The sequence below is a fragment of the Neorhizobium sp. DAR64872/K0K18 genome (assembly GCF_050500175.1).
Lineage (GTDB): Bacteria > Pseudomonadota > Alphaproteobacteria > Rhizobiales > Rhizobiaceae > Neorhizobium > Neorhizobium soli.
Genome location: NZ_CP191445.1, coordinates 833451 through 859559, shown reverse-complemented (window position 1 = coordinate 859559; position 26109 = coordinate 833451). Strand labels below are relative to the sequence as shown.

General features: G+C 59.0%; 21 protein-coding genes. 14 read left to right on the top strand and 7 right to left on the bottom strand.

Features of this window, described 5'->3' with window-relative positions:
* Positions 1–24 precede the first annotated feature (24 nt).
* From ACQY1P_RS03805 to ACQY1P_RS03795, 3 genes are read right to left on the bottom strand one after another with little or no spacing between them, the layout of a single operon-like run.
* Positions 25–1302 carry a TRAP transporter large permease subunit gene (locus tag ACQY1P_RS03805; protein WP_062458589.1) on the bottom strand — a complete coding sequence of 426 codons (1278 nt, stop codon included), beginning with the start codon at positions 1300–1302 and terminating at the stop codon, positions 25–27.
* Positions 1303–1836: a TRAP transporter small permease gene (locus tag ACQY1P_RS03800; RefSeq protein ID WP_062458592.1), complete on the bottom strand. Its 534-nt coding sequence runs from the start codon at positions 1834–1836 to the stop codon at positions 1303–1305.
* 29 nt (positions 1837–1865) lie between these two features.
* Positions 1866–3026, bottom strand: a complete 1161-nt coding sequence (locus ACQY1P_RS03795) for a fumarylacetoacetate hydrolase family protein (protein WP_430252961.1) — start codon at positions 3024–3026, stop codon at positions 1866–1868.
* A gap of 396 nt (positions 3027–3422) precedes the next feature.
* Between ACQY1P_RS03795 and mdoH the strand changes: the two genes are divergently transcribed.
* Genes mdoH through ACQY1P_RS03770 form a run of 5 tightly spaced genes read left to right on the top strand, consistent with a single transcriptional unit; the run spans position 3423 to position 8563 of the window.
* Positions 3423–5327, top strand: a complete 1905-nt coding sequence (gene mdoH / locus ACQY1P_RS03790; RefSeq protein WP_430252959.1) for a glucans biosynthesis glucosyltransferase MdoH — start codon at positions 3423–3425, stop codon at positions 5325–5327.
* The gene (locus ACQY1P_RS03785; RefSeq protein WP_430252957.1) at positions 5324–6301 is read left to right on the top strand and encodes a zinc-dependent alcohol dehydrogenase; all 978 of its coding nucleotides are present in this window, start codon (positions 5324–5326) and stop codon (positions 6299–6301) included. Before mdoH ends, ACQY1P_RS03785 begins: the two co-directional genes overlap by 4 nt.
* A 20-nt stretch (positions 6302–6321) precedes the next feature.
* Positions 6322–6720, top strand: a complete 399-nt coding sequence (locus ACQY1P_RS03780; protein WP_062458601.1) for a 6-pyruvoyl trahydropterin synthase family protein — start codon at positions 6322–6324, stop codon at positions 6718–6720.
* Entirely contained in the window at positions 6717–7781 is a 1065-nt protein-coding gene (locus ACQY1P_RS03775) for a glycosyltransferase family 4 protein (protein ID WP_062458603.1), read from the top strand. Before ACQY1P_RS03780 ends, ACQY1P_RS03775 begins: the two co-directional genes overlap by 4 nt.
* On the top strand, positions 7778–8563 hold the full coding sequence (locus ACQY1P_RS03770) for a class I SAM-dependent methyltransferase (RefSeq protein WP_325264358.1): 786 nt from the start codon (positions 7778–7780) through the stop codon (positions 8561–8563). Before ACQY1P_RS03775 ends, ACQY1P_RS03770 begins: the two co-directional genes overlap by 4 nt.
* A 16-nt stretch (positions 8564–8579) precedes the next feature.
* On the opposite strand, the gene ACQY1P_RS03765 is transcribed toward ACQY1P_RS03770, so the two are convergent.
* Positions 8580–9965 carry a hypothetical protein gene (locus tag ACQY1P_RS03765; RefSeq protein ID WP_430252955.1) on the bottom strand — a complete coding sequence of 462 codons (1386 nt, stop codon included), beginning with the start codon at positions 9963–9965 and terminating at the stop codon, positions 8580–8582.
* A 314-nt stretch (positions 9966–10279) separates the two neighbouring features.
* On the opposite strand from ACQY1P_RS03765, the gene ACQY1P_RS03760 reads away from it, so the two are divergent.
* The 5 genes from ACQY1P_RS03760 (at position 10280) to ACQY1P_RS03740 (ending at position 14972) form a co-directional block, all read left to right on the top strand.
* Positions 10280–11587 carry an ABC transporter substrate-binding protein gene (locus ACQY1P_RS03760; protein ID WP_113110131.1) on the top strand — a complete coding sequence of 436 codons (1308 nt, stop codon included), beginning with the start codon at positions 10280–10282 and terminating at the stop codon, positions 11585–11587.
* 122 nt (positions 11588–11709) lie between these two features.
* Complete coding sequence (locus ACQY1P_RS03755; RefSeq protein WP_430252953.1) at positions 11710–12591, top strand: branched-chain amino acid ABC transporter permease; 882 nt, start codon at positions 11710–11712, stop codon at positions 12589–12591.
* Positions 12588–13550: a branched-chain amino acid ABC transporter permease gene (locus ACQY1P_RS03750; RefSeq protein WP_192087898.1), complete on the top strand. Its 963-nt coding sequence runs from the start codon at positions 12588–12590 to the stop codon at positions 13548–13550. The genes ACQY1P_RS03755 and ACQY1P_RS03750 overlap by 4 nt, the downstream gene beginning before the upstream one ends.
* Positions 13538–14272: an ABC transporter ATP-binding protein gene (locus ACQY1P_RS03745; protein ID WP_430252951.1), complete on the top strand. Its 735-nt coding sequence runs from the start codon at positions 13538–13540 to the stop codon at positions 14270–14272. The genes ACQY1P_RS03750 and ACQY1P_RS03745 overlap by 13 nt, the downstream gene beginning before the upstream one ends.
* Before the next feature lies 1 nt (position 14273).
* On the top strand, positions 14274–14972 hold the full coding sequence (locus ACQY1P_RS03740) for an ABC transporter ATP-binding protein (RefSeq protein ID WP_430244733.1): 699 nt from the start codon (positions 14274–14276) through the stop codon (positions 14970–14972).
* Positions 14973–15010: 38 nt separating this feature from the next.
* Here ACQY1P_RS03740 and ACQY1P_RS03735 read toward each other — a convergent pair whose 3' ends face one another.
* From ACQY1P_RS03735 to ACQY1P_RS03725, 3 genes are all read right to left on the bottom strand, one after another.
* Positions 15011–16729 (bottom strand): ABC transporter ATP-binding protein, encoded by a 1719-nt coding sequence (locus tag ACQY1P_RS03735; RefSeq protein WP_430252949.1) that lies wholly within the window; start codon positions 16727–16729, stop codon positions 15011–15013.
* A 157-nt stretch (positions 16730–16886) separates the two neighbouring features.
* Entirely contained in the window at positions 16887–18314 is a 1428-nt protein-coding gene (locus ACQY1P_RS03730; protein ID WP_062576621.1) for a mannose-1-phosphate guanylyltransferase/mannose-6-phosphate isomerase, read from the bottom strand.
* Between the two features lie 38 nt (positions 18315–18352).
* Positions 18353–19777 carry a phosphomannomutase gene (locus ACQY1P_RS03725; protein ID WP_062576619.1) on the bottom strand — a complete coding sequence of 475 codons (1425 nt, stop codon included), beginning with the start codon at positions 19775–19777 and terminating at the stop codon, positions 18353–18355.
* Positions 19778–20021: 244 nt separating this feature from the next.
* Between ACQY1P_RS03725 and ACQY1P_RS03720 the strand changes: the two genes are divergently transcribed.
* From ACQY1P_RS03720 to ACQY1P_RS03705, 4 genes are all read left to right on the top strand, one after another.
* A complete protein-coding gene (locus ACQY1P_RS03720) occupies positions 20022–21557 on the top strand; it encodes an O-antigen ligase family protein (protein WP_430252947.1) in 1536 nt (511 codons plus the stop codon).
* Positions 21558–21782: 225 nt separating this feature from the next.
* Positions 21783–22985 (top strand): polysaccharide biosynthesis/export family protein, encoded by a 1203-nt coding sequence (locus tag ACQY1P_RS03715; RefSeq protein WP_174197882.1) that lies wholly within the window; start codon positions 21783–21785, stop codon positions 22983–22985.
* A gap of 106 nt (positions 22986–23091) precedes the next feature.
* Positions 23092–23778: a hypothetical protein gene (locus ACQY1P_RS03710; protein ID WP_430252945.1), complete on the top strand. Its 687-nt coding sequence runs from the start codon at positions 23092–23094 to the stop codon at positions 23776–23778.
* A 72-nt stretch (positions 23779–23850) separates the two neighbouring features.
* Positions 23851–26109 (top strand): polysaccharide biosynthesis tyrosine autokinase, encoded by a 2259-nt coding sequence (locus ACQY1P_RS03705; protein ID WP_430253909.1) that lies wholly within the window; start codon positions 23851–23853, stop codon positions 26107–26109.

Sequence of the window (26109 nt, the reverse complement as noted above, 5' to 3'; positions counted from 1 at the left end):
GTGAATAGGTTGAATGGCAGGCCGTCAATGCAACCAACGTGCGGGCACGATCACAAGATCGGGAAACAGCACGAGCAGGAAAAGCACGAGCGACTGCGCAAGAAGGAACGGCCACACGCCGGCCGTCACCTTGCCAAGCGGTATTCTCCCGACACCGCTGACGACGTTGAGCACAACACCGACCGGCGGCGTGATGAGGCCGATCGAGTTGTTGATGATAAAGAGCACGCCGAAATAGACCGGATCGATCCCCGCCTGCTTGATGATCGGCATGAGAACCGGCGTCAGGATCAGGATGGTCGGCGTCAGATCGAGTGCCGTACCGACAACCAGAACCAGGATCATGATGACGAACATCAACAGCGTCGGGCGATCGATCAACGGTTCGATATAGCCGGCGATTTCTGCCGGAATATTCGCAGCCGTGATGAGCCATGCCGATACGAGTGCCGCGCAGACGAGGAACATGATGACCGAAGTCGTCTTGGCGGCTTGCAGAATGACGTGCGGAAGGTCTCTTGGCTTCAGTTCCTTGTAGATTACCATGCCGACGAACATCGCATAGACGGCGGCAACGACGGCAGCTTCGGTCGGCGTCACGATGCCAATCTTGATGCCGCCGAGGATGATCACAGGCATGCCGAGCGCCCAGGCAGCGCGTCCGGTTGCGTGCAGGCGTTCCTTGTAGGTAGTCTTCGGAAGCGCCTGGACGTTATCCTTGCGCACCACGATCAGCCAGGTGATGATCAGTGAGACGGCCATCAGGATGCCGGGGAAGATGCCCGCCATGAAGAGCTGGGTGATCGACACGTTCGCGGCAACGCCGAATACGATAAACGCCATCGACGGCGGAATGACCGGGGCGATGATACCGCCGGCAGCGATCAGACCACCGGAGCGGGGAATATTATAGCCGGCCTTGGCCATCATCGGGATGAGGATGGCGGCAAGGGCGGCCGTATCGGCAGCGGCCGAACCCGAAATGCTGGCCATGATGAGCGCTGCGAAAATTGCGACGATCCCGAGGCCACCCCTGATGTGACCGACGCAGGCGATCGCGAAATCGATGATACGCTTCGACAAACCGCCGGAATTCATCAATTCGCCGGCGAGAATGAAGAAGGGGATGGCAAGCAGGGTGAATGTATCTGCGCCGGCAATCATGTTCTGCGCGATGATCTGGCTGTTGAACATGTCCATGTACCACATGAGCACGACGCCGCAGAAAATCAGCGAGAACGCGACGGGGACGCCAACGGCCATCGCCCCAAGCAGCGATCCAACAAAGACGAAAAGAGTCATTTAGGTCCGCTCCGCCAGTTGTTCGATCGTCATGTTTTCACCCGTGAAGGCTGCGATTTCCGCGTCGGTGACGCGACCGGTGATCAGGCGGAACAGCCGTTCAAGCGCGATCAGCACGCATCCTCCACCGGTGAAGAAGCCGATGCCGTAGACCCATGCCATGGAAAGCCCGGTCACAGGCGCGACCATGCTGGCGTTGATCGGCAACTGGACCCATGTGCCCCAGAAGAAAATTGCCGAACACAGGATGATCAGCAGGTTCGAAATGATCATGCAGGCGATACGGCCCGAGCGACCGAGCATGGCGACCAGCGACTCCACACCAAGGTGGGAATGTTCGCGAAACGCCACGACTGCACCGATAAAGGTCAGCCAGACGAAGAAGTAGCGCGATAGCTCTTCCGATATGTTGAGGCCGGAGTTGAAACCGTAGCGCAGCACCACGTTGAGGAACACCATGATTGCCATGCCTGCCAAAAGCAGGATCAGCAGCAGTTCCAGAAAGCGGTAAAAGAGATCGTTTATTCGTTGCATCGGGTTCCTCCTCCCATCAACCGCGGCGGCTACAAGAGCTTGCGCTTCGCGAGGTTCTTCATCAAAGCCGTCAGCCCGAAGTCCCAAGGCGGGCAGGCTTCACTATTTTCCACCCAATTCACCAGGCGCCCGAGCCTTGGCGACGATATCTCGACGCGGTCGCCGATCTCGTGGGTAAAGCCCAGACCCTTGCCGCGCCGATCCTTGACCGGCGCAAACATGGTGCCGAGAAACAATACGGCGCCATCAGGGTATTGATGGTTGCGGTTGAGAAGCTGCGACACGAGATCTTCCGGCGTACGGCTGATGGCCTGCATCGGGCTAACGCCCGTCATCTCGAAACCTTCAGGGCCCTCGACCACAAGCGAGATCTCCGATTTCTTGACGTCTTCGAGCGAAAATTCGCCGTCGAACAGTCGGATGAAGGGACCGAGAGAACAGGATGCGTTGTTGTCTTTTGCCTTGCTGAGAAGGAGGGCGGACCGTCCTTCGAAATCGCGAAGATTGACGTCATTGCCAAGCGTCGCACCGACAATCGCACCCGTGGATGTGACAGCAAGCACCACTTCCGGTTCGGGATTGTTCCAATCCGACTTCGGGTGAATGCCGACCAGCGACCCGCAGCCGACGGCCGACATGGGCTGAGCCTTGGTGAAGATTTCCGCATCCGGACCGATCCCGACTTCGAGATACTGCGACCAGAGCCCCATATCCTGCAACAGCGCTTTCACGCTTGCCGCCTTTTCTGAGCCGGCTACAAGTCCCTTCAGGCTGTCGCCCAGAACCGGCGCCAGGCGGCCGCGGATCTCCTCGGCCCGAAGCGGATCGCCCTTGGCCTGTTCCTCGATGACCCGTTCCAGCATGCTGTCTGCGAAAGTTACGCCCGCGGCTTTGATCGCCTGCAGGTCAACAGGCGCCAGCAGCGTTCCGGCAGTGCCGTCTAGGAAGTCATTGAGAGAGCCGAGATCCGTCCAATCGGTAGCGGCCGTCAGGCGCTCCACCAGGCCGTCGATCTCAAGCAGTGCTGACAGCGTCGCAGCGAGCGACGAAAGATCCAGAAGCCTGCCATTCCGGTAAAGGACAGGGCAGGGGCCGTCCGCAGCCTTCGACCAGACACGACCAACCAGAGTGGCGGTCTCGGAATCCTGCGGCAAAATCAGTTCGGGCGTCAGCCCGCCATGTATAGTCATTATGATCCTCCAAGCGGCCGATCGATCAGGCCTCCACCCGTCAATCTGTTGTCCGATGTCTGACAACGTCGCTTGAGCTTTCTACTGAGTGTTTTTCTTTGTGTCCAGTACTGCAACCCTGTCAATTCTGGGGATCATCTATACAATATACGCGGGCAAAGAACGCCGACGCACGGTGTAGTTCCGCTCTCCCCGATGAAGTCGATGCAAGCTGACCAGACGATGGATGAAGGATCATCCTACCTCGAGCGGTGACGGACGATCCGTACGGATCCCAGTAAAACCTGCGGCTGTTTGCGCACTGGCGCGGATCTGGAGCGGGGCAACGGCGTCGGTAAACTTCATTTGAAATCGCTCGGCGCTTGCTAGGACGGAGGTTCAGCCTAAGTGTTGCGCATGGGCAATTTAAAAGAAGGCGTTCTCAACGCGATGGCTGCCGACCAAAGTGCAACGGGCTGGCAGTCGGATCCCGATCGAAGTCCCGACTTCCAGTATTCCGGACTTCCAGTCCGGTGGCGCCGTCGTATTGTTCTGGCGCTCAACCTCGCAACGATCGCGGGGCTTGGGTATGTCGTCTACCGACTTCTTTCCCCAGATGGCATTGATGGTGCGGAAGCCGTCATGCTGATCGGGTTCATGCTGGCAACGCCGTGGACGGTGCTTGGGTTCTGGAACGCCGTGATCGGGATCGTCCTCCAGCATGGCCCCGGCGACCCCTCCAAAAGCATCTACCCCTTCTATCCGCAGGGTCAGGGAAGCCAGCCGATCGCTTTGTCGTCGCGGACAGCGCTGACGATATTCCTGCGCAACGAAGATCCGCGGCCCGTCTTTGCCCGGATAGAGGCGATGCAGAAGAGCCTTCAGGCGACCGGCCTTCAACGCCACTTTCGGTTCTTCGTCCTCAGCGACACTTCCGAGCCCGACATCATCCAGTTGGAAGAAGCGGGCTTCGATCTCGTTGCCGCTCATGTCGTGGCGGATGGCGGTAACCGGCCGGTCTATCGTCGTCGTGCTGACAATGCCGGTTACAAGGCGGGCAATATTCAGGACTTCCTGAAGGAACACGGAAGCCGCTACGACTTTTTCCTGCCGCTGGATTCCGACAGCGTCATGTCCGGCGACGTGATGATACGGCTGGTGGCTGCCATGGAGGCACGACCTGAGCTCGGGATTCTGCAGACCCTGGTCGTCGGAGTGCCCGCCGAAAGCGGCTTTGCCCGGATGTTCCAGTTCGGTATGCGTCACGGAATGCGGTCTTTCACGCTCGGCTCCGCATGGTGGAGCGCTGATTGCGGGCCTTACTGGGGGCACAACGCACTGATCCGCGCCGCGGCATTTGAGGCCCACTGTAATCTGCCCGTTCTCCCGGGATCGCCGCCATTGGGCGGCCATGTGCTGAGCCACGATCAGCTGGAAGCGACCTATATGCGTCGGGGCGGCTACGAAGTTCGTGTGCTGCCGATCGAGACACAGAGCTTCGAAGCCAACCCACCGACATTGCTGGAGTTTGCCAAGCGAGATCTGCGATGGTGCCAGGGCAACATGCAGTATTGGCGTTTCCTTTTTGAGCCGGGCCTCAAGCCGCTGAGCAGGTTCCAGCTTTTTCAGGCGGTCCTGATGTATGTCGCACCGCCGGCCTGGATCGTCGCGACGTTTGCCGCCGCATGGAAGGGTGTGACCGGCGGCTTTGATGCGACCTATATCGAACTCGGCTTCTGGTCGTTCATCACCATCTTTCTTCTGTCGGTCACCCCCAAGATCGCCGGCGTCGTCGATGTGCTGCTTACCCCCGGCGCGATCCGCTCCTATGGCGGACCATTGCGCTTCGGTCTGTCGGCGGTGATCGAACTCCTGGCCTCGATGATCATGGCGCCCATCGTTGCCGTCTATGTCTCGGTGTTCCTGATCGGTCTTCTGTTCGGACGTTCGGTCACCTGGAGCGGTCAGAACCGCGACCGGCTCGGCGTTACGCTTGGCACAGCCATCAAGGCGATGGGCCTTCAGACATTGATCGGCGTTGTCCTCGCTACGATCATCACGGGCCTGATCGGTGGGTACGCGATCTTCTGGGCTCTGCCTGTGGTCGCCGGTCTCTGTCTGGCGATCCCGTTCACGGTCTTCACGGCCTCGCAGCGGTTCGGTTACTGGACGACCCGTCTCGGACTGTTCGCAATTCCCGAGGAGGGCTGTCTTCCGCGGGTCCTCACCCGCCTCGTTCCGCATGAAGCCCGTCTCTGGCGTCGTCCGTCCGCCAGAGTTGAAGGCAAGTTTCCCAAGCCGGCACGCGATGGCCAGGCATGACGATAGCGCAAGCATTGTGGCTGGTGCGAGAGAACCAGCCTGAATTGCGGGAGACGCCGCTTGGTCCGCTCGGGCACGGCGATGTCCTGGTGGAAAGCCTGTTCGGCGCCATCAGCCGCGGTACCGAGTCCCTGGTGGCAGCCGGCTCGGTCCCCGAAAGCGAATACGACAGCATGCGGGCGCCGTTGCAGGATGGAGAATTCCCGTTTCCGATCAAGTACGGCTACGGGGTGGTCGGAACCGCAAAGGACGGCCCGGAAGCGCTTGTCGGCCGGACAGTATTCTGCCTCTATCCACATCAGGATGCCTTCCACGCCCCCGCTGAGATGGTCGTGCCGGTTCCAGCAGGCGTGCCCGCCTCGCGCGCCGTCCTTGCAGCCAATATGGAGACGGCCCTCAACGGCGTTTGGGATGCCGGCATTCTTCCTGGAGACAAGGTCGCGGTCGTCGGTGCAGGGCTCGTCGGGCTTCTGATTGCCTATCTCGCCGCAAGGATCCCGGGCACCGAAGTCACCGTCGTGGACGTCAATGGCGATCGCCGTGGTCTTGCCGAAGATTTCGGATGCCGGTTTGCATCACCCGAACAGGCGAACGACGGTGACGGGGGATGCGATGTGGTGATCCACACGTCGGCCACGGCCGCAGGTCTTGCCACATCCATTGCGCTCGCCGGCTTCGAGGCACGGATCGTCGAGATGTCCTGGTATGGCGAAGGCAGCGTGAATATTCCGCTAGGTGGTCGTTTCCACAGTCAACGCCTGTCGATCGTCGCTTCGCAGGTCGGCAACGTACCGGTTCAAAGGCGCGCAAGGTGGCCGTTTTCGCGACGTCTGGCCGCGGCACTTGCATTGCTTGCGGATGACCGCCTCGACAAACTCTTCTCCGGCGAGACGGACTTTCCCGACCTTGCCCAAGACTATTGCCAAATTCTCGCCGATCCCGGCACCCTTTGCCACCGTATCCGATACCGTTAGTCTGAAAGGACATTCCCCGCATGTTTGCAGTTGAAGTTCGCGACCACATGATGATTGCCCATAGCTTGCCACGGGAGGTATTTGGCCCGGCCCAGGCGATGCATGGCGCGACCTTTATTGTCGATGCCGCCTTCATGACCGAAGATCTCGACGAAAACGGGCTCGGCGTCGATATCGGCCTTGCAACGACGGTGCTGAAAGCAATCGTTGCGCCGCTCAACTACCAGAACCTCGACGAACTGGAGATTTTCCGCGGCAAGGTCACCACGACCGAGGTTCTTGCAAAGCACGTCTTCGATCAGCTGAAGGCCGGTATCGCTGCCGGCGATCTTGGTCCGGGTGGCGTGCGCATCCGCCGCCTCAAGGTGACCCTGCATGAAAGCCATGTGGCCCGAGCCTGGTACGAGGCTGCGATTTGAACGCCGCATCAAGGGAGCGACGGCTGGTATTCGCCATCCCCGGCGATATCGACACCCGCAGCGGCGGGTATGGCTATGACCGGCGGATGATCGAGGAGCTTAGGGCAATCGGCTGGACAGTCGAGCACCTGCAGCTTCCCGGCGGCTTTCCGGAACCGAGCGAAAGCGAGCTTGCCGAAACAGCTGAAAAACTCGCAGCCCTCGCCGACGATAGTCTCGTTCTGATCGATGGCCTTGCATTTGGGGCAATGCCGGCAATTGCCATGGAGGAGGCGACCCGCCTCCGCATGATTGCGCTCGTCCATCATCCGTTGGCACTCGAAAGCGGCATTCCGGCCGGGGTTGCCGAGCGGTTGCGAAAAAGCGAGATGACAGCGCTAGGTGCAGCTAAAGGTGTCGTCGTCACAAGCCCCAGCACGGCGCGAACTCTGGTATCGCAATTCCGCGTGGCGCCGGATCTCGTGCGTGTCGCCGTGCCTGGAACGGAGCAGGCAAAGCCTGCATCGGGCAGCACGGCCGGGGACGGGGTGATAATCCTGTCGGTCGGATCGCTGACGCAGCGCAAGGATCATGCGGCGTTGATTTCAGCGCTCGAGCGCATCTCCGATCGCCCATGGCAGTGCCGGATAGCAGGCAGCGATGACATGGATCGTCAATGCGCTGCCGATCTGCGACGACAGATCGAGGCGTGCGGGCTCTCCGACCGGGTGACTTTGACGGGCGCGCTTGATGATGTGGCGGTCGAATATGCCCAAGCGGATATTTTTGCACTCGCCAGCCAATATGAAGGCTACGGCATGGCCTTTGCGGAAGCCATGGTGCGCGGCCTGCCGATCGTTGGCTGTCGCGGCGGGGCGATACCGGATTTGGTGACTGACGATGCCGGGATCCTCGTGGAACCGGGCGACATTGCCGGGCTCGCCGAAGCTCTGGCGCTGCTGATCGACCAGCCGGAAACGCGACAAGCTTATTCTGCGGGCGCACTTGCCGTGGGCCAGCAGCTGCCCGATTGGCCCGCAACGGCAAAGGTGCTTTCCGACTTCCTGGAGGAAATGCGATGAGTGGCTTCGACACAGTCTGGCTCGATCTGCGCGAGCCCGCGGACAATGCTGCGCGTGAACCCGAGCTCCGGCGGTCTGCCATCGAAAGTGTGACCGCAGACGGGAACGGCGCGACGGTCGTCGATCTCGGCTGCGGAACCGGCTCCACTGTCCGCGCACTTGCGCCCCAGAGTTTGTCCTGGCACTGGCGGCTTGTCGACAACGATCTGCAACTGCTCGAAGAAGCCGCAAACAGGCTCGACATGCCCGACCAGGTGAAATGCCTGCAGGCCGACCTTAGCCAGTTGGCGCCTGAGCTCTTCACGGATGCGAGGCTGGTGACAGCGTCGGCGCTATTCGACCTGGTCTCCGCCGAATTTCTGGAGCGTCTTCTGCATCTCCTCGCGAAGCGTGACATCGGCCTGTATACGGCGCTCAACTACGATGGCGTCTGCAGCTGGGAAATCGCGCACGAAGCGGATGCCTTGGTTGTCGAAGCGTTCAACGCCCACCAACGCCGCGACAAGGGCTTTGGACCGGCGCTTGGTCCAACGGCGGAACCGGTCTTGTCCCGGTTGGCGGAGCAGGCGGGCTTCAAGGTTCTCACCGGTCAGAGCCCTTGGCGCCTCGGCGGAGATCAAGCGGAATTGCAGCGGCATTTCATTGCCGGCATGGCAAACGCTGCGTCTGAAACAGACCGGCTTGACGAAAGCGTTCTGGACGACTGGCGACGGATGCGTCTCGAGATGGCATCGCGTTCGGCCTGCGAAGTCGGGCACTGGGATATGCTTCTCCTCCGCTGATTGGTTGCCACCCCGATCATCCCGCTGTCGGGGTGGAAAGAAGCCAGAGGCCGAAGACGGTATAGCCTATCATCGCAAGGGCCAGAAAAGCCTGACTGATGGTGGCGCTTGCCGGTTTCACGAAGTGCTTGAGCGCAATCATGTGGGCGATCAGAATGCCGATGCAGTGCCCGGCGACGATGATCGCGGTCTGTGCGATCCAGAGCTTTTCGACACTGCTGATGTCGATCAGCATCGATGCCGTGACGTGGCGATCGGCGGTGCCGAACAGATCCCAGCCAAGCGCAAAGGGATCCGAGATCGCAGAGTAGAGATATTGCCCGTTGATCAGAAGCAGGCTGAGATAGTGGGCTGCATGGAAGGCAACCGCTATCGGAATGATCGAATAGACCAGATGCGTGATCAGCCCTCGATCAGCGACTAATCGTGCCTCTCCGGCAAGCCGGGCTCCTGATATGACAGCCGCGAAATAGATCACTGCGAGCACCGCCGGAGCGGCGATCAAGCCGAGCGTATTCGGCAGGGTCACAGCGCTGCGGCCGGGAAATTCCAGCGGGTTCACCCCGATCATCGAGAGCCAGGTGAAGGTCTCTGCAAAGCCATCGAAGGACGCCGTTCCGAGCGTCAGCAGCAGAAACAGGGCGGCGCTGATCGGCGGCGGCTCCGCCGCGACGCAGTCTTGTCCCGGCCAGCGGAAACGGACACTCGCCCATATTCCTGATTTCGGCGGCTTGATCTCAAACGGTGCGATCATGCCGATCATGCGGAAATACACCGAGAATGGTTCGCCCCGCTCTGTCCAATCTCGCTCTCCGAAAACCAGCATGGCGATGAAATTGAGAACCCAGTAGACCGAGACAGCGATGGCGAGACGGGGAGGGTCCTCCGGGGCGAGCGAAACCAGTTCGTACCAGGCAAACATCAGAAACAGGAGGATCGCGGGGATGTAACCGACGGCCTCCGGCAGCTTCAACAGGGGAGCTTCGTCAAGCCTGCCGCCTGTCGCTCGCCGCAGGATACGAAGAGGACCCGTCCAGGGATTGAGCCATGGCCACAGGTTCCCGACCAGCGCCTGCAGCAAGGTCAGGCCGACCCAGAATAGCGTCCAGACGACAAGCGGCAAAGGATTTTCAAGCGGATCGGCTGTCGAATAGCGGCCGGCGGCGATCAGGACCAGCAGAAGCAGAAAGCTCAGCGTGCTGACCATCGCGATCGGCGGCACCGGCCGGCGATCGAGTGTGATGGAGGCACTGCCGGCCTGTGTGAACCAGCGCGACGGAACCAGCAGCAATGCGACGAAGGTAACTGCGACGACGATCGCGCCGCCTGTCAGGTAATATTCGGTCGGCAGCAGCATCACCAGCCCGCGTTCCGTCCCGTGGGCGTTGGCAGCGCCAGGCATGAGCGTCCACAAGAGAGCTGCCGTCGCCGATGGACAGGCCGGCAACCGGTGTTTTCGGGGAAATGACGGCAACGGGTTCATCCTGCGTCTGGTGGCGTGATCGGCTGAGACATCATGCCGGGATGGAGAAGCGTATTCCATACCACGATATCTTCGCTCAGACTGGGCCTCGTGCCGCTCCTGTCAGGTCTCCTGATCAGCGGAATTCTTTGCTATAGGACATGGTAGGGCTCTTATTGTCGGTGGCACCTGGTAGACCATCGACTATCGCATCAGCATGATGGGCGTCAGTACCGTTGAGAGGAAAATTTCGAATGACCGACAAGACTTCAGCACCGAAATCCTCGGTGACCCGCCGGACGACCCTTCTTGGAATGGGCGCGGCAACGGGTGCGGGCATTCTTTCTTCCGTCTCGCCGGGCTTCGTCCGCTATTCGCATGCGCAGACATCCGCCCCCATCAAACTCGGCTTTGAATGCCACCGCACCGGTATCGGCGCATCCTACGGTCGCTGGTACGAGCGTGTCGCACGGGCTGCCGTCAAGATCATCAACGAGGAAGGCGGCATCAACGGCCGTCCCGTGGAACTGATCGTCGAAGATGATGGCACGGATCCCAAGCGGGGCGCCGAAGTCGTCGAGAAATTCGCGACCCAGCATAAGGTCGATGCTGTGTTCGGGACGCTGTTTTCACATGTCGTCGTCGCGGCCGCGCCGCGGGCGGGCGAACTGAAGATGCCTTATCTCGTGGTGTCGGAAGGCACGCACGTATCCTCGGGCAGCCTCAACCGCTATTGCTTCCAGCCCGGCATTACCGATGTTCGCAGCCAAGTCACTTCAGTGGCACCCTGGATCACAAAAAACCTCGGCAAGAAGGTCACGATGATCTTCCCGGACTACGCCTTCGGCTATGACCACCGCGATAATCTTCCGCCCGCCATCAAGGCGCAGGGTGGTGAGGTCGTCGAGATGATCGCCGTTCCCCCGACGGAAACATCGTTTACGCGCTACCTGCCGCGAATTCCCGCAGACACCGACGTGCTCTACCACATCATGGTCGGTCCGGCGGTTCTCACCTTCGTCACCGAGCTCGGTCAGTTCTACGGCTCGCAGCGACCCCAGATCTTCGGCTTCATCGATAGCGTCGAGGCCGTCGATCTCTCGACGCCGCAACTGGGCTTCCTCGATGGGACCTACTTCTGGGAGGGCATGCCCCGTTATGCCCAGAAGGACCAGAGCGAATGGGACAAGTTTTATCGCACGGCCGTGGGCGTCAACCAGAATGGCGCAAGCACCGCCGATCCGAAGGACATCGCCACCTACGCCCATATGTACGGGGTCTGGGAAACCCTGTTCACCATCAAGCAGGCGATGCAGACGGCCGGATACAACGGCCCGCAGGACAAGGCCAAGTTCATCGAAGCCTTGGAAGCGATCGAGACATTCGAGGAAGGCCGAGACCATCCGCAGGGCAACAAGATCTTCAACGGCAAGAACCATCAGGTCTATGGCCACCAGAACATCTCCAAGGTCGAAGGCGGCCGCATGGATGTCGTGCACCGGACCTCGATCGAAGACGGGATGTACGAGGTGACGGCGGACTACACGAAGATGTCCCTCTGACCCCTGCTTTCGGAAGGGATCGGTTGATCGGTCCCTTCGCTCTTCACCCCGCGTCGTTTTTCCTGTCTAACCGCAGCAAATCAGGCGAGGGGACAGTCGTGTCCGTGCATAGGAGCTAGGGTTTGGCGTTCGGTCCGTTTCTGCTGTTGGCGACACTGGAAGGACTGCTCCAGGCCGCGGTCCTCACATTGACGGCACTCGGCCTGTCTCTGGTGTTCGGCGTCATGCGCGTCGTCAATGTCGCCCATGGCGAATTCTACATGCTCGGTGCGGTCGTTGCGTGGTGGGTGGCATCGATGTTTTCGCTGCATCCAGCCGTCGGCTTCTTCGCGGCAATCGTCATCAGCCCGCTGATTGTCGGCGCGATCGCAGTCGCCAGCGAGCGGCTGATCCTGAAGCGCCTGAATTACGATCCGGAATCGACCATCGTCGCCACGATCGGCATGCTCTACATCATCCAGCAGACGGTCCTTTTGACCTACGGTCCGGATGCGCGTCCGGTGTCCGCGCCGTTCTATTACCGCATCCAGCTGCCGTGGTTCGGCTATTCCGGTTACAACCTGTTCGTCATCGCAGCGGCGATCGTCTTGCTGCTGGCGGTCTGGTTCGTGCTGAGCCGCACCCGGCTCGGCCTCATCATGCGCGCAACGCAGTTCGATCGCGAAATGGCGCAGGCTTTCGGCATACCGATCGAACGCGTCTATGCCTTCGTCTTTGCCGCCGGCGCCATGCTGGCGGCGGTCGCTGCGGTGCTGATCGTGCCGATCCGTCAAGCCCATTATCTGATGGGGCTCGATCCGTTGCTTCTCTCCTTCATCGTCGTCATCCTTGGCGGCCTTGGCAGTCTGCGCGGCACCGTCATCGCAGCCCTCCTGATCGGACTGAGCGACGGCATCATTTCGGTGTTCTTCTCTCCGACGCTTGCAAAGATCATCTCGACCCTGCTTGTCGCCCTTGTTCTGGTGTTCAAGCCGGAAGGTCTGTTCGGGGCAAAGGCGCGATGAGAAGCGAGAACACCATCCGCGTCATCGCGCTTCACGTCGGCGTGCTGGCAGCCCTCTTTCTTGTCCAGTTCGTGCTGCCCGATTATCACCACCTCGCCCTGACCCGCGTCATGCTGTTGGCGATCTATGCCATGGGCTACAACATGCTGTTCGGCTATACGGGCCTGCTGAGCCTCGGACATGCGATGTTCTTTGCCGCCGGTCTCTACGGCGCCGGCATGACGGCCTATTACACCGATCTCGGCGTGCCGCTCGCGTTTGTCATCGGAATTATCTGTGGCGCAGCCCTGTCGCTCGTCATCGGCGTGATCGCGCTGCGCACGACCGGCGTGGCCTTCATGATTGTCACGATGATGTTCGGCCAGGTTGCCTATCTCACGATCACCTACTTCACCGACTATACCCGCGGCGAAGAAGGCCTGACGATGCCGGCAGCCGCCCGCAGTTTCGATCTCCTCGGTTTCCACGTCGACCTGACCAACGCCGTCCAGCGCTACAATCTGGCGCTTGGCCTTCTGGCTTTGACACTGCTCGTCATCTTCCTCGTCGTGCGGGGACCAATCGGCAGGGTGTTGATCGCAATCCGCGAAAACGAGACACGCACGCTGATGCTGGGCTTCGACACATTCCGGCTGAAACTCGGTGCGCTCGTCCTGTCAGGCACGATATCTGCGATGGCCGGTGCCGCCTACGGGCTAATGTTCGCCTATGTCGGCGCGACCTTTGCCACCGTCCAGTATTCGATCGAGGCGCTGCTCTTCACCTTGCTTGGCGGTGCCGGAACGATTCTCGGTCCGCTGCTCGGCTCAATCCTGATGTTCTACATGATCGACATCACCAGCGAATACACGCAGGCCTATCTGCTCGTGACCGGCGTGGCACTTGTGGTTCTGGTCCTCTTCTTTCCGAAAGGCATTCTCGGGACGATCCGCGAAAGGTGGCTGTCATGGCTTCCGTGAGCCTGCTTTCGACAAAAGGTCTCAGCCGCCATTTTGGAGGGCTGAAAGCCGTCGACAATGTCGATTTTACCATGAGAGAAGGCGAGATCCGCGCGCTGATCGGTCCGAACGGTGCCGGAAAGACGACTTTTGTCTCGCTGCTCGCCGGCCGTATCGCGCCGAGTGTCGGGTCGATCGAGTTCCTGGGCAAGGACATCACCGACCGACCGGCGCATAAGCGCGTGCGCGACGGCATTGCCTATACATTCCAGATCACCAGCATCTATCCGACGCTGACCGTGTTCGACAACGTGGCGCTGTCTGCACAAAGCGCGCTGAGGCGTCACCCCGGCTCGAAACAGTCTGACATTGCCGAGAAGGCAAGTGAAGCCCTGGACCGCGTCGGACTTGCCGATCGAATGGGAGAAAAGGCCGGGACCATGGCCTATGGCCACCAGCGGCTTCTTGAGGTCGCAATGGGACTGGCGTTGGAGCCGAAACTCCTGATCCTCGATGAGCCGACGCAAGGCTTGTCGGATAGTGAGATTGAAAGTTTCTGCCGGCTGGTGAAGGAAATCGCTAGGTCTGCAACGGTGCTGCTGATCGAGCACAACATGCCCGTCGTCATGCAGCTCGCCGACACGATCACGGTGCTCAACCACGGTCAAATCCTCGCCGAGGGGTCGCCCAGTGACATCCGTGCCAACGCAGCCGTGCAGGCAGCCTATCTGGGAACCGGTTGATATGCTCGAAGTCTCCAATCTCGATGTCTACCACGACAGCAGCAAGACGCTGCAGGGTATGTCACTGACGCTGCAAAAGGGTGAGGTTCTCTGCCTGCTCGGCCGCAATGGTGCGGGCAAGACGACGACCCTGCGTGCGATCATGGGTCTCGCAACGGCCGGTGCCGGAAGTATCCGGCTCGATGGCACCGAAATTTCGGCGCTGCCGGCGCACGAACGGCCACGCCTCGGCATCGGCTACGTGCCTCAAGGCCGCCGGTTGTTCTCAGAGCTGACCGTGCGCGAGAACCTCGAAATCGGCATGATGACGCGGCGCAGTCCGCAGCGCGTGCTCGACGAAACGCTTTCGCTGTTTCCCCGGCTGCAGGAGCGGCTCGGCCAGGTGTCCGGAACGCTGTCCGGCGGCGAGCAGCAGATGCTGGCGACCGCGCGCGCCTTGTGTATCGATCCCAAGGTCATCCTGCTGGACGAACCGACCGAAGGGCTGATGCCCTCGATGATCGCCACGATCCGTGATGTCGTGGTGACGCTGCGCAACCAGGGGAAAGCAATCCTGCTGGTCGAGCAGCGGGTCGAAGCTGTGTTGTCGATCGCCGACCGCGTCTGTTTCGTCGAGAACGGCAAGGCGCAGGCGGTTATGCCGGTTGAGGCGCTGAGAGCCGATCCTTCTCTTTTATCCCGCTACGTCGGTGTCGGCTAAGGTCGGGCGATCTTGAGCGGCTCGATCGTGATCGCCGATCAGACCATGCCGACCTGGCCGGAATGCAGCCGGTTATAAGCGCCCCGACGTCCGATGAGGTCCTGATGGGTGCCCTGTTCGGCAATTCCAGAATCATCAATGACGACGATTCGATCGGCGCCCTGGATCGTGGCGAGGCGATGGGCGATGATCAGCGTCGTCCGCCCCTGCGACAGTTCGGCAAGCGATCGCTGGATCGCGCGCTCGGTTTCAGTGTCGAGCGCCGAAGTCGCTTCATCGAGGATCAGGATAGGAGGATTTTTGAGGAACATGCGGGCAATCGCCACCCGCTGCTTCTGGCCGCCGGACAATTTCACACCGCGCTCACCGATGACCGTATCGAGACCCTCCGGCAGGTTTGCCAGCATGTCCTCAAGACGTGCGCGGTGCGCGGCTTCGACAATATCAGCCTCGGAAGCGCCCAGTCTTCCATAGGCGATATTTTCCCGCAGCGTACCACCGAACAGGAAGACATCCTGCTGCACGATGCCGATCTGCTGGCGAAGGGATTCCTTCGTCATCTTGCGGATGTCGATCCCGTCGATCGTGATGCTCCCCGACACGACTTCGTAGAACCGCGGAAGAAGCGAGCATATGGTTGTCTTGCCGGCGCCCGAGGGCCCCACGAACGCGATCGTCTCGCCAGCGAGGATATCGAGGTTGATCTCTTCGAAGACAGTCTTCGTCGCGGTGTAACCGAACGTCACGGACCGGTACGCGATCTCGCCTTTCAGGTGATCAACGGCGACCGCATCCGGTGCATCGGCAATATCTGGCTCCGTATCGATCAGTTCGGTAAACCGTCTGAAGCCGGCGATCCCCTTCGGATAGGTCTCGATCACCGAATTGATCTTTTCCACCGGACGAAAGAAGATGCCGACGAGAAGCAGAAAACCGATGAAGCCGCCCGCCGTCAGCTCGCCGGCGAGCACGAAATAGGCGCCGGTCACCATCACCACCATCTGGGTCAGCCGCATGCTGAGGTAACTCATGGAGCTGGTGGCGGCCATCAGCTTGTAGGCTTCCAGCTTCACGCGGCGATAGCTTTGGTTGTCCTTTTCGAACAGCGCGCGCTCGTGACCCTCGTTGGCGAAAGCCTGCACGACACGCATACCACCGACGTTTTCCTCAATGCGTGCGTTGAACTCGCCGATCCGGCTGAAAAGCCGATGGAAATTTTCAGTCATGCGGCCGCCAAAATGGCTTGTTGCCCAGGCGGTCACAGGAACGATGGTCGCAGTGATGACCGCCATCTGCCAATTGACTGAAAACATCAGTAGCAGGGCGCCGATAAAAGTCATCAGCGCAATGAACAGGTCTTCAGGCCCGTGATGCGCGACTTCGCCGATTTCCTCCAGGTCCTTGGTCAGGCGCCCGACGATATGACCAGTTTTTTGATTGTCAAAATAGCCGAACGACAGCTTCTGCAGGTGGTTGAACGCCGCCCGCCGCATGTCTGTCTCGATATTGATGCCGAGCATATGGCCCCAATAAGTGACCACGGCCATCAACCCTGTGTTGAGGACATAGATGACGAGAAGGCCAGCGGACGCGAGGATGATCAGCAGCCATTCCTGGCTCAGCAGAAGCCTGTCCACAAACAGCTTCACCGCCATGGGAAATCCAAGCTCGAGGAGGCCGGACACGATGGCGCAGCCGAAGTCGAGGAGGAATAGGCCTTTATAGGGCTGATAATAGGAGAAGAAGCGGCGAAGCATGCTGACCTGCAGACGATGTCACATCTGGCGTGCAGCGATGCAGGCCAGATGTGAGAACATGAGTAGCCTTCTCATATTCGAAAAGCCGCCGGAAAGGATAGTGCCGTTATGCCACGGCACGCCATTCACTTCGCTCAGGCGGTCTGCATAGTTGTGATCAGCCGCGCCCGAACTCGTCGACGATACGGATGATGTCGTCTTCGCCGAGATAAGATCCCGTCTGAATTTCGATCATTTCAAGCATAATCTTGCCGGGGTTGGCCAGGCGATGGACTTCACCTTGTGGAATGTAGACGCTCTCGTTCTCGCGAACCGTCTGTACGGTGTCGCCAATCGTCACCTCGGCCGTGCCCTTGACGCAGATCCAGTGTTCGGAGCGGTGGTGATGCTTCTGAAGGGAAAGCTTCTTGCCGGGCGTTACGAACAGCCGTTTTACCTGGAAACGATCGCCGTTGAGTATTGAAGTATAACCACCCCACGGGCGATAAGAGGTTGGATGTGTCTCCGTGAGAGCGGAAGTCGCCTTGGCGGCGGCGAGTTGCTTGACGATGTTGCCGACGTTCTGACTGTCGTCGAGGCGGCCGACATAGACGGCATCCTCGCTGGCGATAACGGCAATTCCATCCAGACCCTGTACCGCCATGTGACCATGGCGCGAGAGGACGAGCGAGTTCTTCGTGTTGATCAGCGTCGCGTTGCCGAGCGCGACATTGCCATCGGTATCCTGCTCGCCCAGCTTCCAGATTGCATCCCAGCTGCCCATGTCGGACCATGTGAAGGACGCCGGCACGACGGCCGCATTTGCCGTCTTTTCCATGATCGCATAGTCGACCGAAATATTCGGGCTGGCCGAAAACGCGGCCTCGTCGAGGCGCAGGAAATCCAGGTCACCGGATGCCTTTGCAACGGCAGCGCTTGCCGCTTCCGCAACGGCTGGCGCAAAGCGGTTGAGTTCTGACAGAACCGTGCCGGCCTTGAACATGAAGATGCCGGAGTTCCAGACAAAGCCGCCAGACGCCAACATCTTTTCGGCTTCGGGCAGAGCAGGCTTTTCGACGAAGCGCTTTACTGTGTTCGCACCGCTTGAGAGCTGGTCACCGATCTCGATATAGCCATAGCCGGTCGAAGGCTCGGTCGGTGTAATGCCGAAGGTGACGAGCTTGCCGCTTGCTGCCGTCTTGCGTGCGGTCTGAATGGCATCGAAATAGGCCTTGCCCGCTTCGATTTCGTGATCGGAGGCCAGCACCTGCAAGATCGCATCATCGCCGAACTTCTCGGCGACGAAGGCAGCGGCTGCGGCAACGGCCGGTGCCGTGTTGCGTGCGGACGGCTCCAGCATGATCGCCGTAAGTGGCAGGCCAAGCTCGCGTGCCTGTTCGGCGGCAAGGAAGCGGAAATCTTCGTTGGTGATGACGATTGCAGGCTCATAGAGCGTCTCGTCGGCAACACGCGCAAGCGTGGACTGGAACAGCGTCTGGTCGCCGACGAACTGTATAAACTGCTTGGGTGCAGAAGACCGTGACAACGGCCACAGCCGCGTGCCCTTGCCGCCTGCCATGATTACGGGAATGATCTTGCCAACCATAGTCTCGTCTCCACTGACGCTTTTGCTTTTTCGATTTTTCATGAGTTGCGTTCTGCCGCCCAGCGCCGAATGAGATCGAGACCTTGAGCCAACAATTTCGAGGCTTCCTGTTCGTCTTGGGCTTCGACGTAGCAGCGCATTTCCGGAGCATTTCCGGAAGGGCGAAGATGGATGATACGCCCGTCTTCGAGTGTCGCGCGAAGCCCGTCGATGTCGCTTTTCGAAACGACCGAGCCGATCGGTGCAAGGAAAGCCGCGAGGTTTTCGTCGGATGCCCGCAGATGGGCCATCAATGCCGCACTCGTTTCCACCGGGAAGTTTTCCAAGCGGTCTGCCGCTGCAAACGCAAGCGGATGATCGGCAACGACACGCGATAGCGGTTGCTTGGCTTTCGCGAGAAGCGAAAGCGTCGCGATTGCCGGAAGAAAGCTGTCTCGGGTCGGCAACGCCTTCAATGTGCCGCCAGCGACTGTGAAATCGGAGCCGGTCAGTGTTCCGCCATTTGCCTCAAACCCAACGATCTCCGTATCACCGGCGTCGGCGGCCGACTGCATTGCCGCGATCACGAAGGGAGAGCCGACTTTCGTTCTCAAAACTCTGTAGTCGCCGGCGGCTTCTATCTGAGAGTTGGACGTGACCGGCGTGGCGACGACCTTGGCATGAAGAAAGTTCGCCGTGATCAGGCCCAACAGGTCGCCTCTGAGTGGTTGCCCTTTTTCGTCAGAGACAAGCGGACGGTCGCCGTCCCCGTCCGCTGACACGATCGCGTCAAGACGGTGCTGCGGGGCCCAGCTGCGAAGGAAATCAATCGTTTCGGCGGAAACGGCTTCCGTATCGACCGGAATAAAACGCTCAGAGCGTCCAAGCGGTACGACACGCGCCCCCAGCTTTTCTAGGATCTGGACGAAGAGATCGCGTGCGACCGTCGAATGCTGATAAACGCCGATAGTCAATCCGGCCAATGCGTTCGGAGCAAGCAGCATGGCATTGCGTTCCACGAAAAGCGCTTCGGCCTCCGCCCGCTGATCTGCAGCTTCGCCCGCCGTGTCGTCGATCTCTTCGCCAACCATAGAGCCGGCGATCGCCGTGATTCGGATCTCGTCCTGTTTGTCGATCTCGCCATCGGCACGGTAGAATTTGATGCCGTTGCGATCATCAGGGATATGCGATCCTGTGATCATCAGGCAGGCAGCCGAGAGCTTCATACCGTATAGTGCAAGCGCGGGTGTGGGAACGGCACCGCAGTCGATCGCGCAGAGTCCGGCTCGCTGCAGGGCGCCGATACATGTTGCCGATATACCGGGGCTCGAAGCGCGAAAGTCACGACCAACCAAGACCGGATCACCCGGTTTCGCAAGGCCGGCCTCAAGAAGATGGCGCGCGAACGCCGTCGCATAGAGCGCCGAGGCTCTCCCCTCAAGGTCAACGACAAGACCGCGAAGGCCGCTTGTTCCAAATTTCATGATGCGTCTGTTTCGATTGGATGGGTCAATGGTTGCGGGAGCCAATACCATAAAAATATGGGAGGTAGCTATAGACGCCTGCTTGTTAAAAGCCAGAGTATATATTCACATATAGTTAACCGCAATGAGGCGCCGATCTCCGCTGTCCATGCAATTTTGCTCAATTTCTAAAGTATAGTTCGAGGGATGTATCGTATGCGTATCAGTGCTATCGAGTATCGCGAGGTTAGAGCTGGGAGCACTCATGCAAGATCGTCAGAAAATTTCGCCGCAGAGGGATTTAAGCTATCAATCGATCGTCGTCTTGCACTGGTCAGCACTCGCCTTAGCGCTTTTGAATTTTGGCGCCGTGCAGATTTCCACTGTCGCTATCTACGGATTGGCAAGTGCTCTCCTACTTTGTATCGCCGTCTTCGTCCGAGGGATCCCCAAGGCAGGGGAGCCGGCAGTGAAAGCCGCTATCGTATTGGCTCTGGTCGCCTTCGCATGGGTAATCTTCCAGACTACTCCGCTGCCTGAAGCAATCTTCAGTCAACCGTCGTGGAGAGACCTCGTCGAGTTTCAGCTCGATGCTTCCCCGGTAATATCCTTGACGCCTGCGGATGACTGGGCATCTTTGCTTCGTTTCCTCGTGCCGGTTGAGGTCTTTCTGATCGGGATTATTCTGTGCGACAGCGACGAAGGAGCGATCGCCACCCTCAGAGGGCTGGCGATAGCAGGAGCCGTTGTCGCTCTTCTGTCCATCGCCCAATTCCTGATCGCGCCCAAGACACTCCTCTTCATCGCAAAGACGGCTTACCTCGACAGCCTAACCGGCTTCTTTGTCAATCGGAACACCGCCGCAACCTATTTCGGGGTTGTCGCCATCCTGAACTATGGAATCCTTTCGTCTCACGTGCGGTGCGTTGAGGTCCGGCGAATTCTCACGTCGCTGGATCAAGGCAGGGGTCTTCCATTCGATCAACGAAAGGCAGTTCGAGGAGCACTAAGCTTTGCGATACTGTTTACGGTATCGGTCACGGCTCTTGTGCTGACGAAGTCCCGGGCCGGGGTTGCGGCAAGTTTTGCCGCGCTTCTGTTGATGACCCTGTTGTTCGTGTTCAGATCTTCGCAGAGCAAGCATCCTGTCCCTGCGCTTCGAGGTACCGGCCTTAGATCCATCCGCGTTGGCGCATTTCTGATAGCGATTGCTTTAACCGGCCTATTCGCAGCAGGCCTCCTGTCGTTTTCTGGCAGAGCTTTGCTCCGAGCAGAAGTGCAGGGCGCAAGCGACGGCCGCTTCTGCATCATGCCGGGATTGGTCTCGGGGGTATCCGATCATTTTCCGTTCGGGACCGGACTGGCAAGTTTCGAAACCGCCTTTACAGCGTATCGCGATCCGGACTGCGGCGTCTATACGGTTTGGAATCGTGCCCACGATGTTTATCTTGAAGCAGTCTTCACGTTGGGCGTCGCTGGCATACTCATTATCGCGTTTGCGCTGGCCTTTATCCTATCGTGCCTCGTCAGAGGAATGGCAGCGAGGCGTCGCCTTCGTTATGTCCCAGAATCCGGCTTCGCGGTCGTGTTGCTGCTTGTCGTTCACTCCGCCTTCGACTTCTCAATCCAGATCTCCGGCCTCGCCATTTTCGTGGCTGCGACCTTGGCGCCGATCGTCGTTGTCTGCGTTGCCGATCCAAAAGTCGGGTCGAAAAACAGGCGAAATCGAACGATCCAAACAAGCGTGGCGGAGCAATTGCCGTCGGCGCCCAACCTGCGAGATAAACAGTTGCCTGCTTAAGACGTGCAGTTTATCCAAAGCATCTATATTAGTAAGATAAATTATATTGTACTAGTTTATAGCTTAGGCGCAAATAATATATATAATTATTATTTAAATCTGTGATTTATCAGCAACAAAACTTTGTTTTGTTCCAGATTCATTTGTTACCTACCAATCTAAACTAGAAATAAATAATCTCGTGTGCAAGTTTCGCTTGGGGCTTCTAAGGGGACACACGTGAAAATCAAAACCGCATCGACTTTTGTTCTTGTGGCGACGTCATTCCTGTCGGGATGCACGGCGCTGCCAAACTCTGGACCGGATTCTCGGCAGGTGGAGGCGCAGGCAACTGCAAAGGTTACATCAGCCAAAAAGGCACAGGCCGTCGGGATCGACTATGCTCTGGTCGACATTAGTAAATCTGTGCTTGCTTATGTAGAGGATACTAAGGCGACATCCCTTAAAGGGGGGTTCGGCGGCGGTCGTGGCGGAGCCCCGAGCTTGCCGCTCGGCGTTGGTGACGTCGTTCAGGTCTCCGTCTTTGAATCTCAGTCCGGCGGCCTGTTTATTCCCAACGACGCCGGGAGTCGTCCTGGTAACTACGTGTCGCTACCGAACCAGACAATCGATCGGGAGGGTACGATCAGCGTCCCTTACGCCGGTCGTATCCCGGCCGCCGGGCGTCCGGTGGAGGACGTCCAGCGACAAGTTGAGGATGCACTCGCCAATCGCGCGATTGAGCCGCAGGTGTTGATCACGAAGGTCAGCAGCCGATCTGCTCAGGTCGCGGTTCTGGGCGACGTACGCTCGCCTGCGAAGATAGAGTTGACGGAAGCTGGTGAGCGCGTGCTTGACGTCGTTTCCGAAGCCGGCGGCCTGAGCTCGCCCGGCATCGAAACCTACATTACGCTGCAAAGACGCGGAAAATCGGCGACTGTCCTTTACGATTATCTGGTCGCCACGCCGTCTGAAAACATCTATGTCGCACCTGGCGACACCATTCTGGTCGATCGTGAACGTCGAACCTACCTTGCATTTGGCGCCTCGGGTCTCAATGGCAGGTTTGACTTCGAGGAATCGAAGCTGACCCTTGGTGAAGCACTGGGGAAGGCGGGCGGATTGCTGGACTCGCGTGCAAATCCGGCGCAGGTCATGCTCTACCGCACAGTCAAGAAAGACTTCCTGGCTAAGCTGGGCGTGGATACCAGTCGGTTCAGCGGCGAAATGGTTCCCGTCATCTTCAGAGCCAATATGAGAGATCCTTCGGCTCTCTTCGCTGTCCAGAAGTTCCCGATGCAGGATAAGGACACGATCTATGTGTCCAACTCCGACTCTGTCGAAACGCTGAAGTTCCTCAACATCCTGAATTCTGTGACGTCGACTGTCGCTGGTGTTCCGTCGGATGCCATCGCCACCCGCGATGCTGTTCGAGAACTCGCCCCGTGAGTTGTCGCTTCAAATTCACAAGTTAACAGTAATTTAATCTCTCTATTGATGATTTTTTACTTCTGTGCGATGGATTGATTAGTTTAGTAACCTTCGGGAGACAGTCATGCCTAAGTTTTTCATAAGTAATATTGCAGGTATCGCGCTTGCCACTGCTCTAGTTTCAGGTATTGCTGACCTTTCTTCGGCTCATGCACAGTCGGCTTTGCCAACGGCGGGATGCTTCGTCGCGCCGGCGCGGATGTCTGATGCCGAGATCAGCGCGTTTCTCGCAGCTCCAGAAAGTCTGTTGTCGCAGTTCTCGTCTGGCGGACTTCCACTGTCCAATCAGGCTCGTTCGCTCGCCGGATCCAGCGCCGACGCACTGTCCCCGCTGATTGCCATTGCTGCAAAGGCTAATGCCGGTCAGGCTGCCGCGATCGGCGCGGGGCTTGCTCGTGCCGCAAGGGCCTGCGCTACCGTCAATCCCGAATATGCCTCCCGTATCCAGGACGCTATCGCGGACAGCGGCAATCGCGCCCTCGAGACAGCGTTTCTCGCGGCCAACAGCGAAACGCAGACTGCGTCTCTTGGCGGCGGCCTCAGCGGTGGCGGCTCGGCAACCGGTGGCGCTGGCGCGATTGGCGGCGGCGGCACGCCGGGTGGCGGCAGCAATGGTGGCGCTGGAACGACTGCGTCGACCGGCTCGGGCTCGTCCAGCTTCTCTTCCGGCGGCGGTAGCGGATATTACGCGAGCGAAGACGGCGGCTCGACGACGATCGTCGAAGGCAGTTCGACCACGGCGTCGTTCTGAGGCGGCTACTGTCTGGCATTTCATTGAGCGAGGTTTTTCTTGCAGATTCATAACAAGAGTTTCTCTGGTGGCCTGCAAGGCGACGATGTCGATTTAGAGCGCTCCGTTCAAGGAATTGATTTCGACGCTGTTTTAGCGATCGCCAGACGACAATGGATGATCGTAGCGGCCGCAGTGGCGGCCGCTATTGTCCTAGGATTGGCGTATATATTCACGGCAGTTCCTCTTTATACGTCCAACGTCAGCGTCTTGATCGACCAAGGCAATAGAGAAGTCGTTCAGCAGCTTTCGACAATTGGTGGCGTGGTCGACGACGAGGGTTCCGTTCTCAGTCAAGTTGAACTCCTGAAATCGGACACGATTGCCATGTCCGTCGTGGATAAGCTCGACCTTACGAATGATGCGGCGTTTGCGAGTGCCGGAGGGTCTGTCATTGGAACAATGGCCGGAACGCTCCGGTCGCTGGCAAATGTCTCTTCGTGGTTCGTTGTTGAACCCGAAACCAGCGATCAGGTGGAGGCGAAACGCCGCGCCGCTGCGAACACGCTCCTTTGGAACATGGAGATCAGCCGCGTTGGTCGCACTTATGTTTTGAGCATCAGCTACACCTCTCCATCGTCTTCTCTCTCTGCGAAGATCGCCAACGCGATCGGAGAGGCCTATCTGGTTGACAAGCTCAATTCGAAATATGAGGCAACCAGGCGCGCAAGCGGCTGGCTGCAGGATCGCATAGCCGAACTGCGCCAGAAGGCTTTGGACTCGGATCTTGCCGTCCAGAAGTTCCGCAGTTCCAACGGCCTCGTTGCTGCCGGCTCGGTTCTGGTTGCTGACCAGCAGTTGTCCGAACTCAACAGCGCATTGATCGTCGCGCAGTCCGATACCGCAAAAGCTGAGGCGCGCCTGCAGCGGATCGCGCAGATCATCGCTTCGGGCCAAGGAGACGCGATCGTTACGGATGTTCTCGACAGTTCCATTTCCAACGAACTGCGCCAGAAATATCTCGATGCCTCCAAGCGGGAAGCGCAGATATCCGATCGTCTCGGAGTCAATCATATTCAAGCGATCAGGCTGCGCAGCGAAATGACGGAATACAACCGTCTGATGTTCGAAGAGGTCAATCGTATCGCCGAAAGCTACAAGAGCGATCTCAACGTTGCCAAGGCCCGGGAAAAGAGCCTGACGGATTCGGTCGCGCAGGCCACAGGCATCAGCGCCACCGCGAGCGAGACCCAGGTACAGCTGAGAGAACTCGAGCGGGAAGCTGACACCTACAAGAACATGTACCAGACCTTCCTGCAGCGGTATCAGGAGGCCATACAGCAACAGTCCTTCCCGGTCACAGAAGCACGTATCATCACGCGAGCGGCTGCACCCGACAGTCCGAGCCATCCCCGCAAGCCATTGGTACTGGCGCTGTTCGTGATCATCGGTGCCGCGGTCGGGAGTGGCCTTGGCGCGTTTCGCGAGTTCCGGGACCGTTTCTTCAGAACCGGCGAACAGGTTCGCGACGTTCTCAATCTGGAGTTTCTGGGCATCGCGCCAATAGTGGCTCCGGCAAAGGCCGTCGATGCTCCGGATAGCTCTGACGGTCGTGGCTTTGGCCAGGTTCGAAAGACCCATGCCGTTTCGAATTACGTCATCGATCACCCACTCTCCGCCTTCGCGGAAACGCTTCGAAGCGCCAAGATTGCTGCAGACCTCGCGCTTACCGGCAAGAGTTGCAAGATCATCGGCGTCGTTTCGTCATTGCCTGGAGAAGGCAAGTCAACGATTGCGGTGAATTTTGCCGAGTTGCTGGCGGGGCAAGGAAACAGAACCGTCCTGATCGACGGCGATTTGCGCAACCCGGGCGCGACGCGGGCGATCGGGAGACATGCGGAATCCGGCCTTCTCGAAGTGCTCATCGACAACAAGGATCCGCAGTCGCTTTTCCTCCGAAACGATCGGACTAAACTTGCGTTCTTGCCTGCAGTTGTCCGTCACCGCATTCCGCATTCGTCCGAACTGCTATCGTCCGCGCGCATGCGCCAGGTGCTCGCAGACATCAGCAATACCGCAGACTATATCATTATCGATCTGCCGCCTCTTGGCCCGGTCGTCGATGCCCGCGCCATTGCAGGCCGAATTGACGGGTTCATCTTCGTCACCGAATGGGGCAAGACAGCACGCCGGGTCGTTCGTCAGGTTCTCGCTTCCGATCCCTATGTCCGCGACAAGTGTCTTGGTGTCGTGCTGAACAAGGTCGACCAGGAACGGATGAAGCTCTACCGAGCCTATGGCTCCAGCGAATATTATTACTCGCGATACTCCCAGTACTACCAGGAAGGCTGA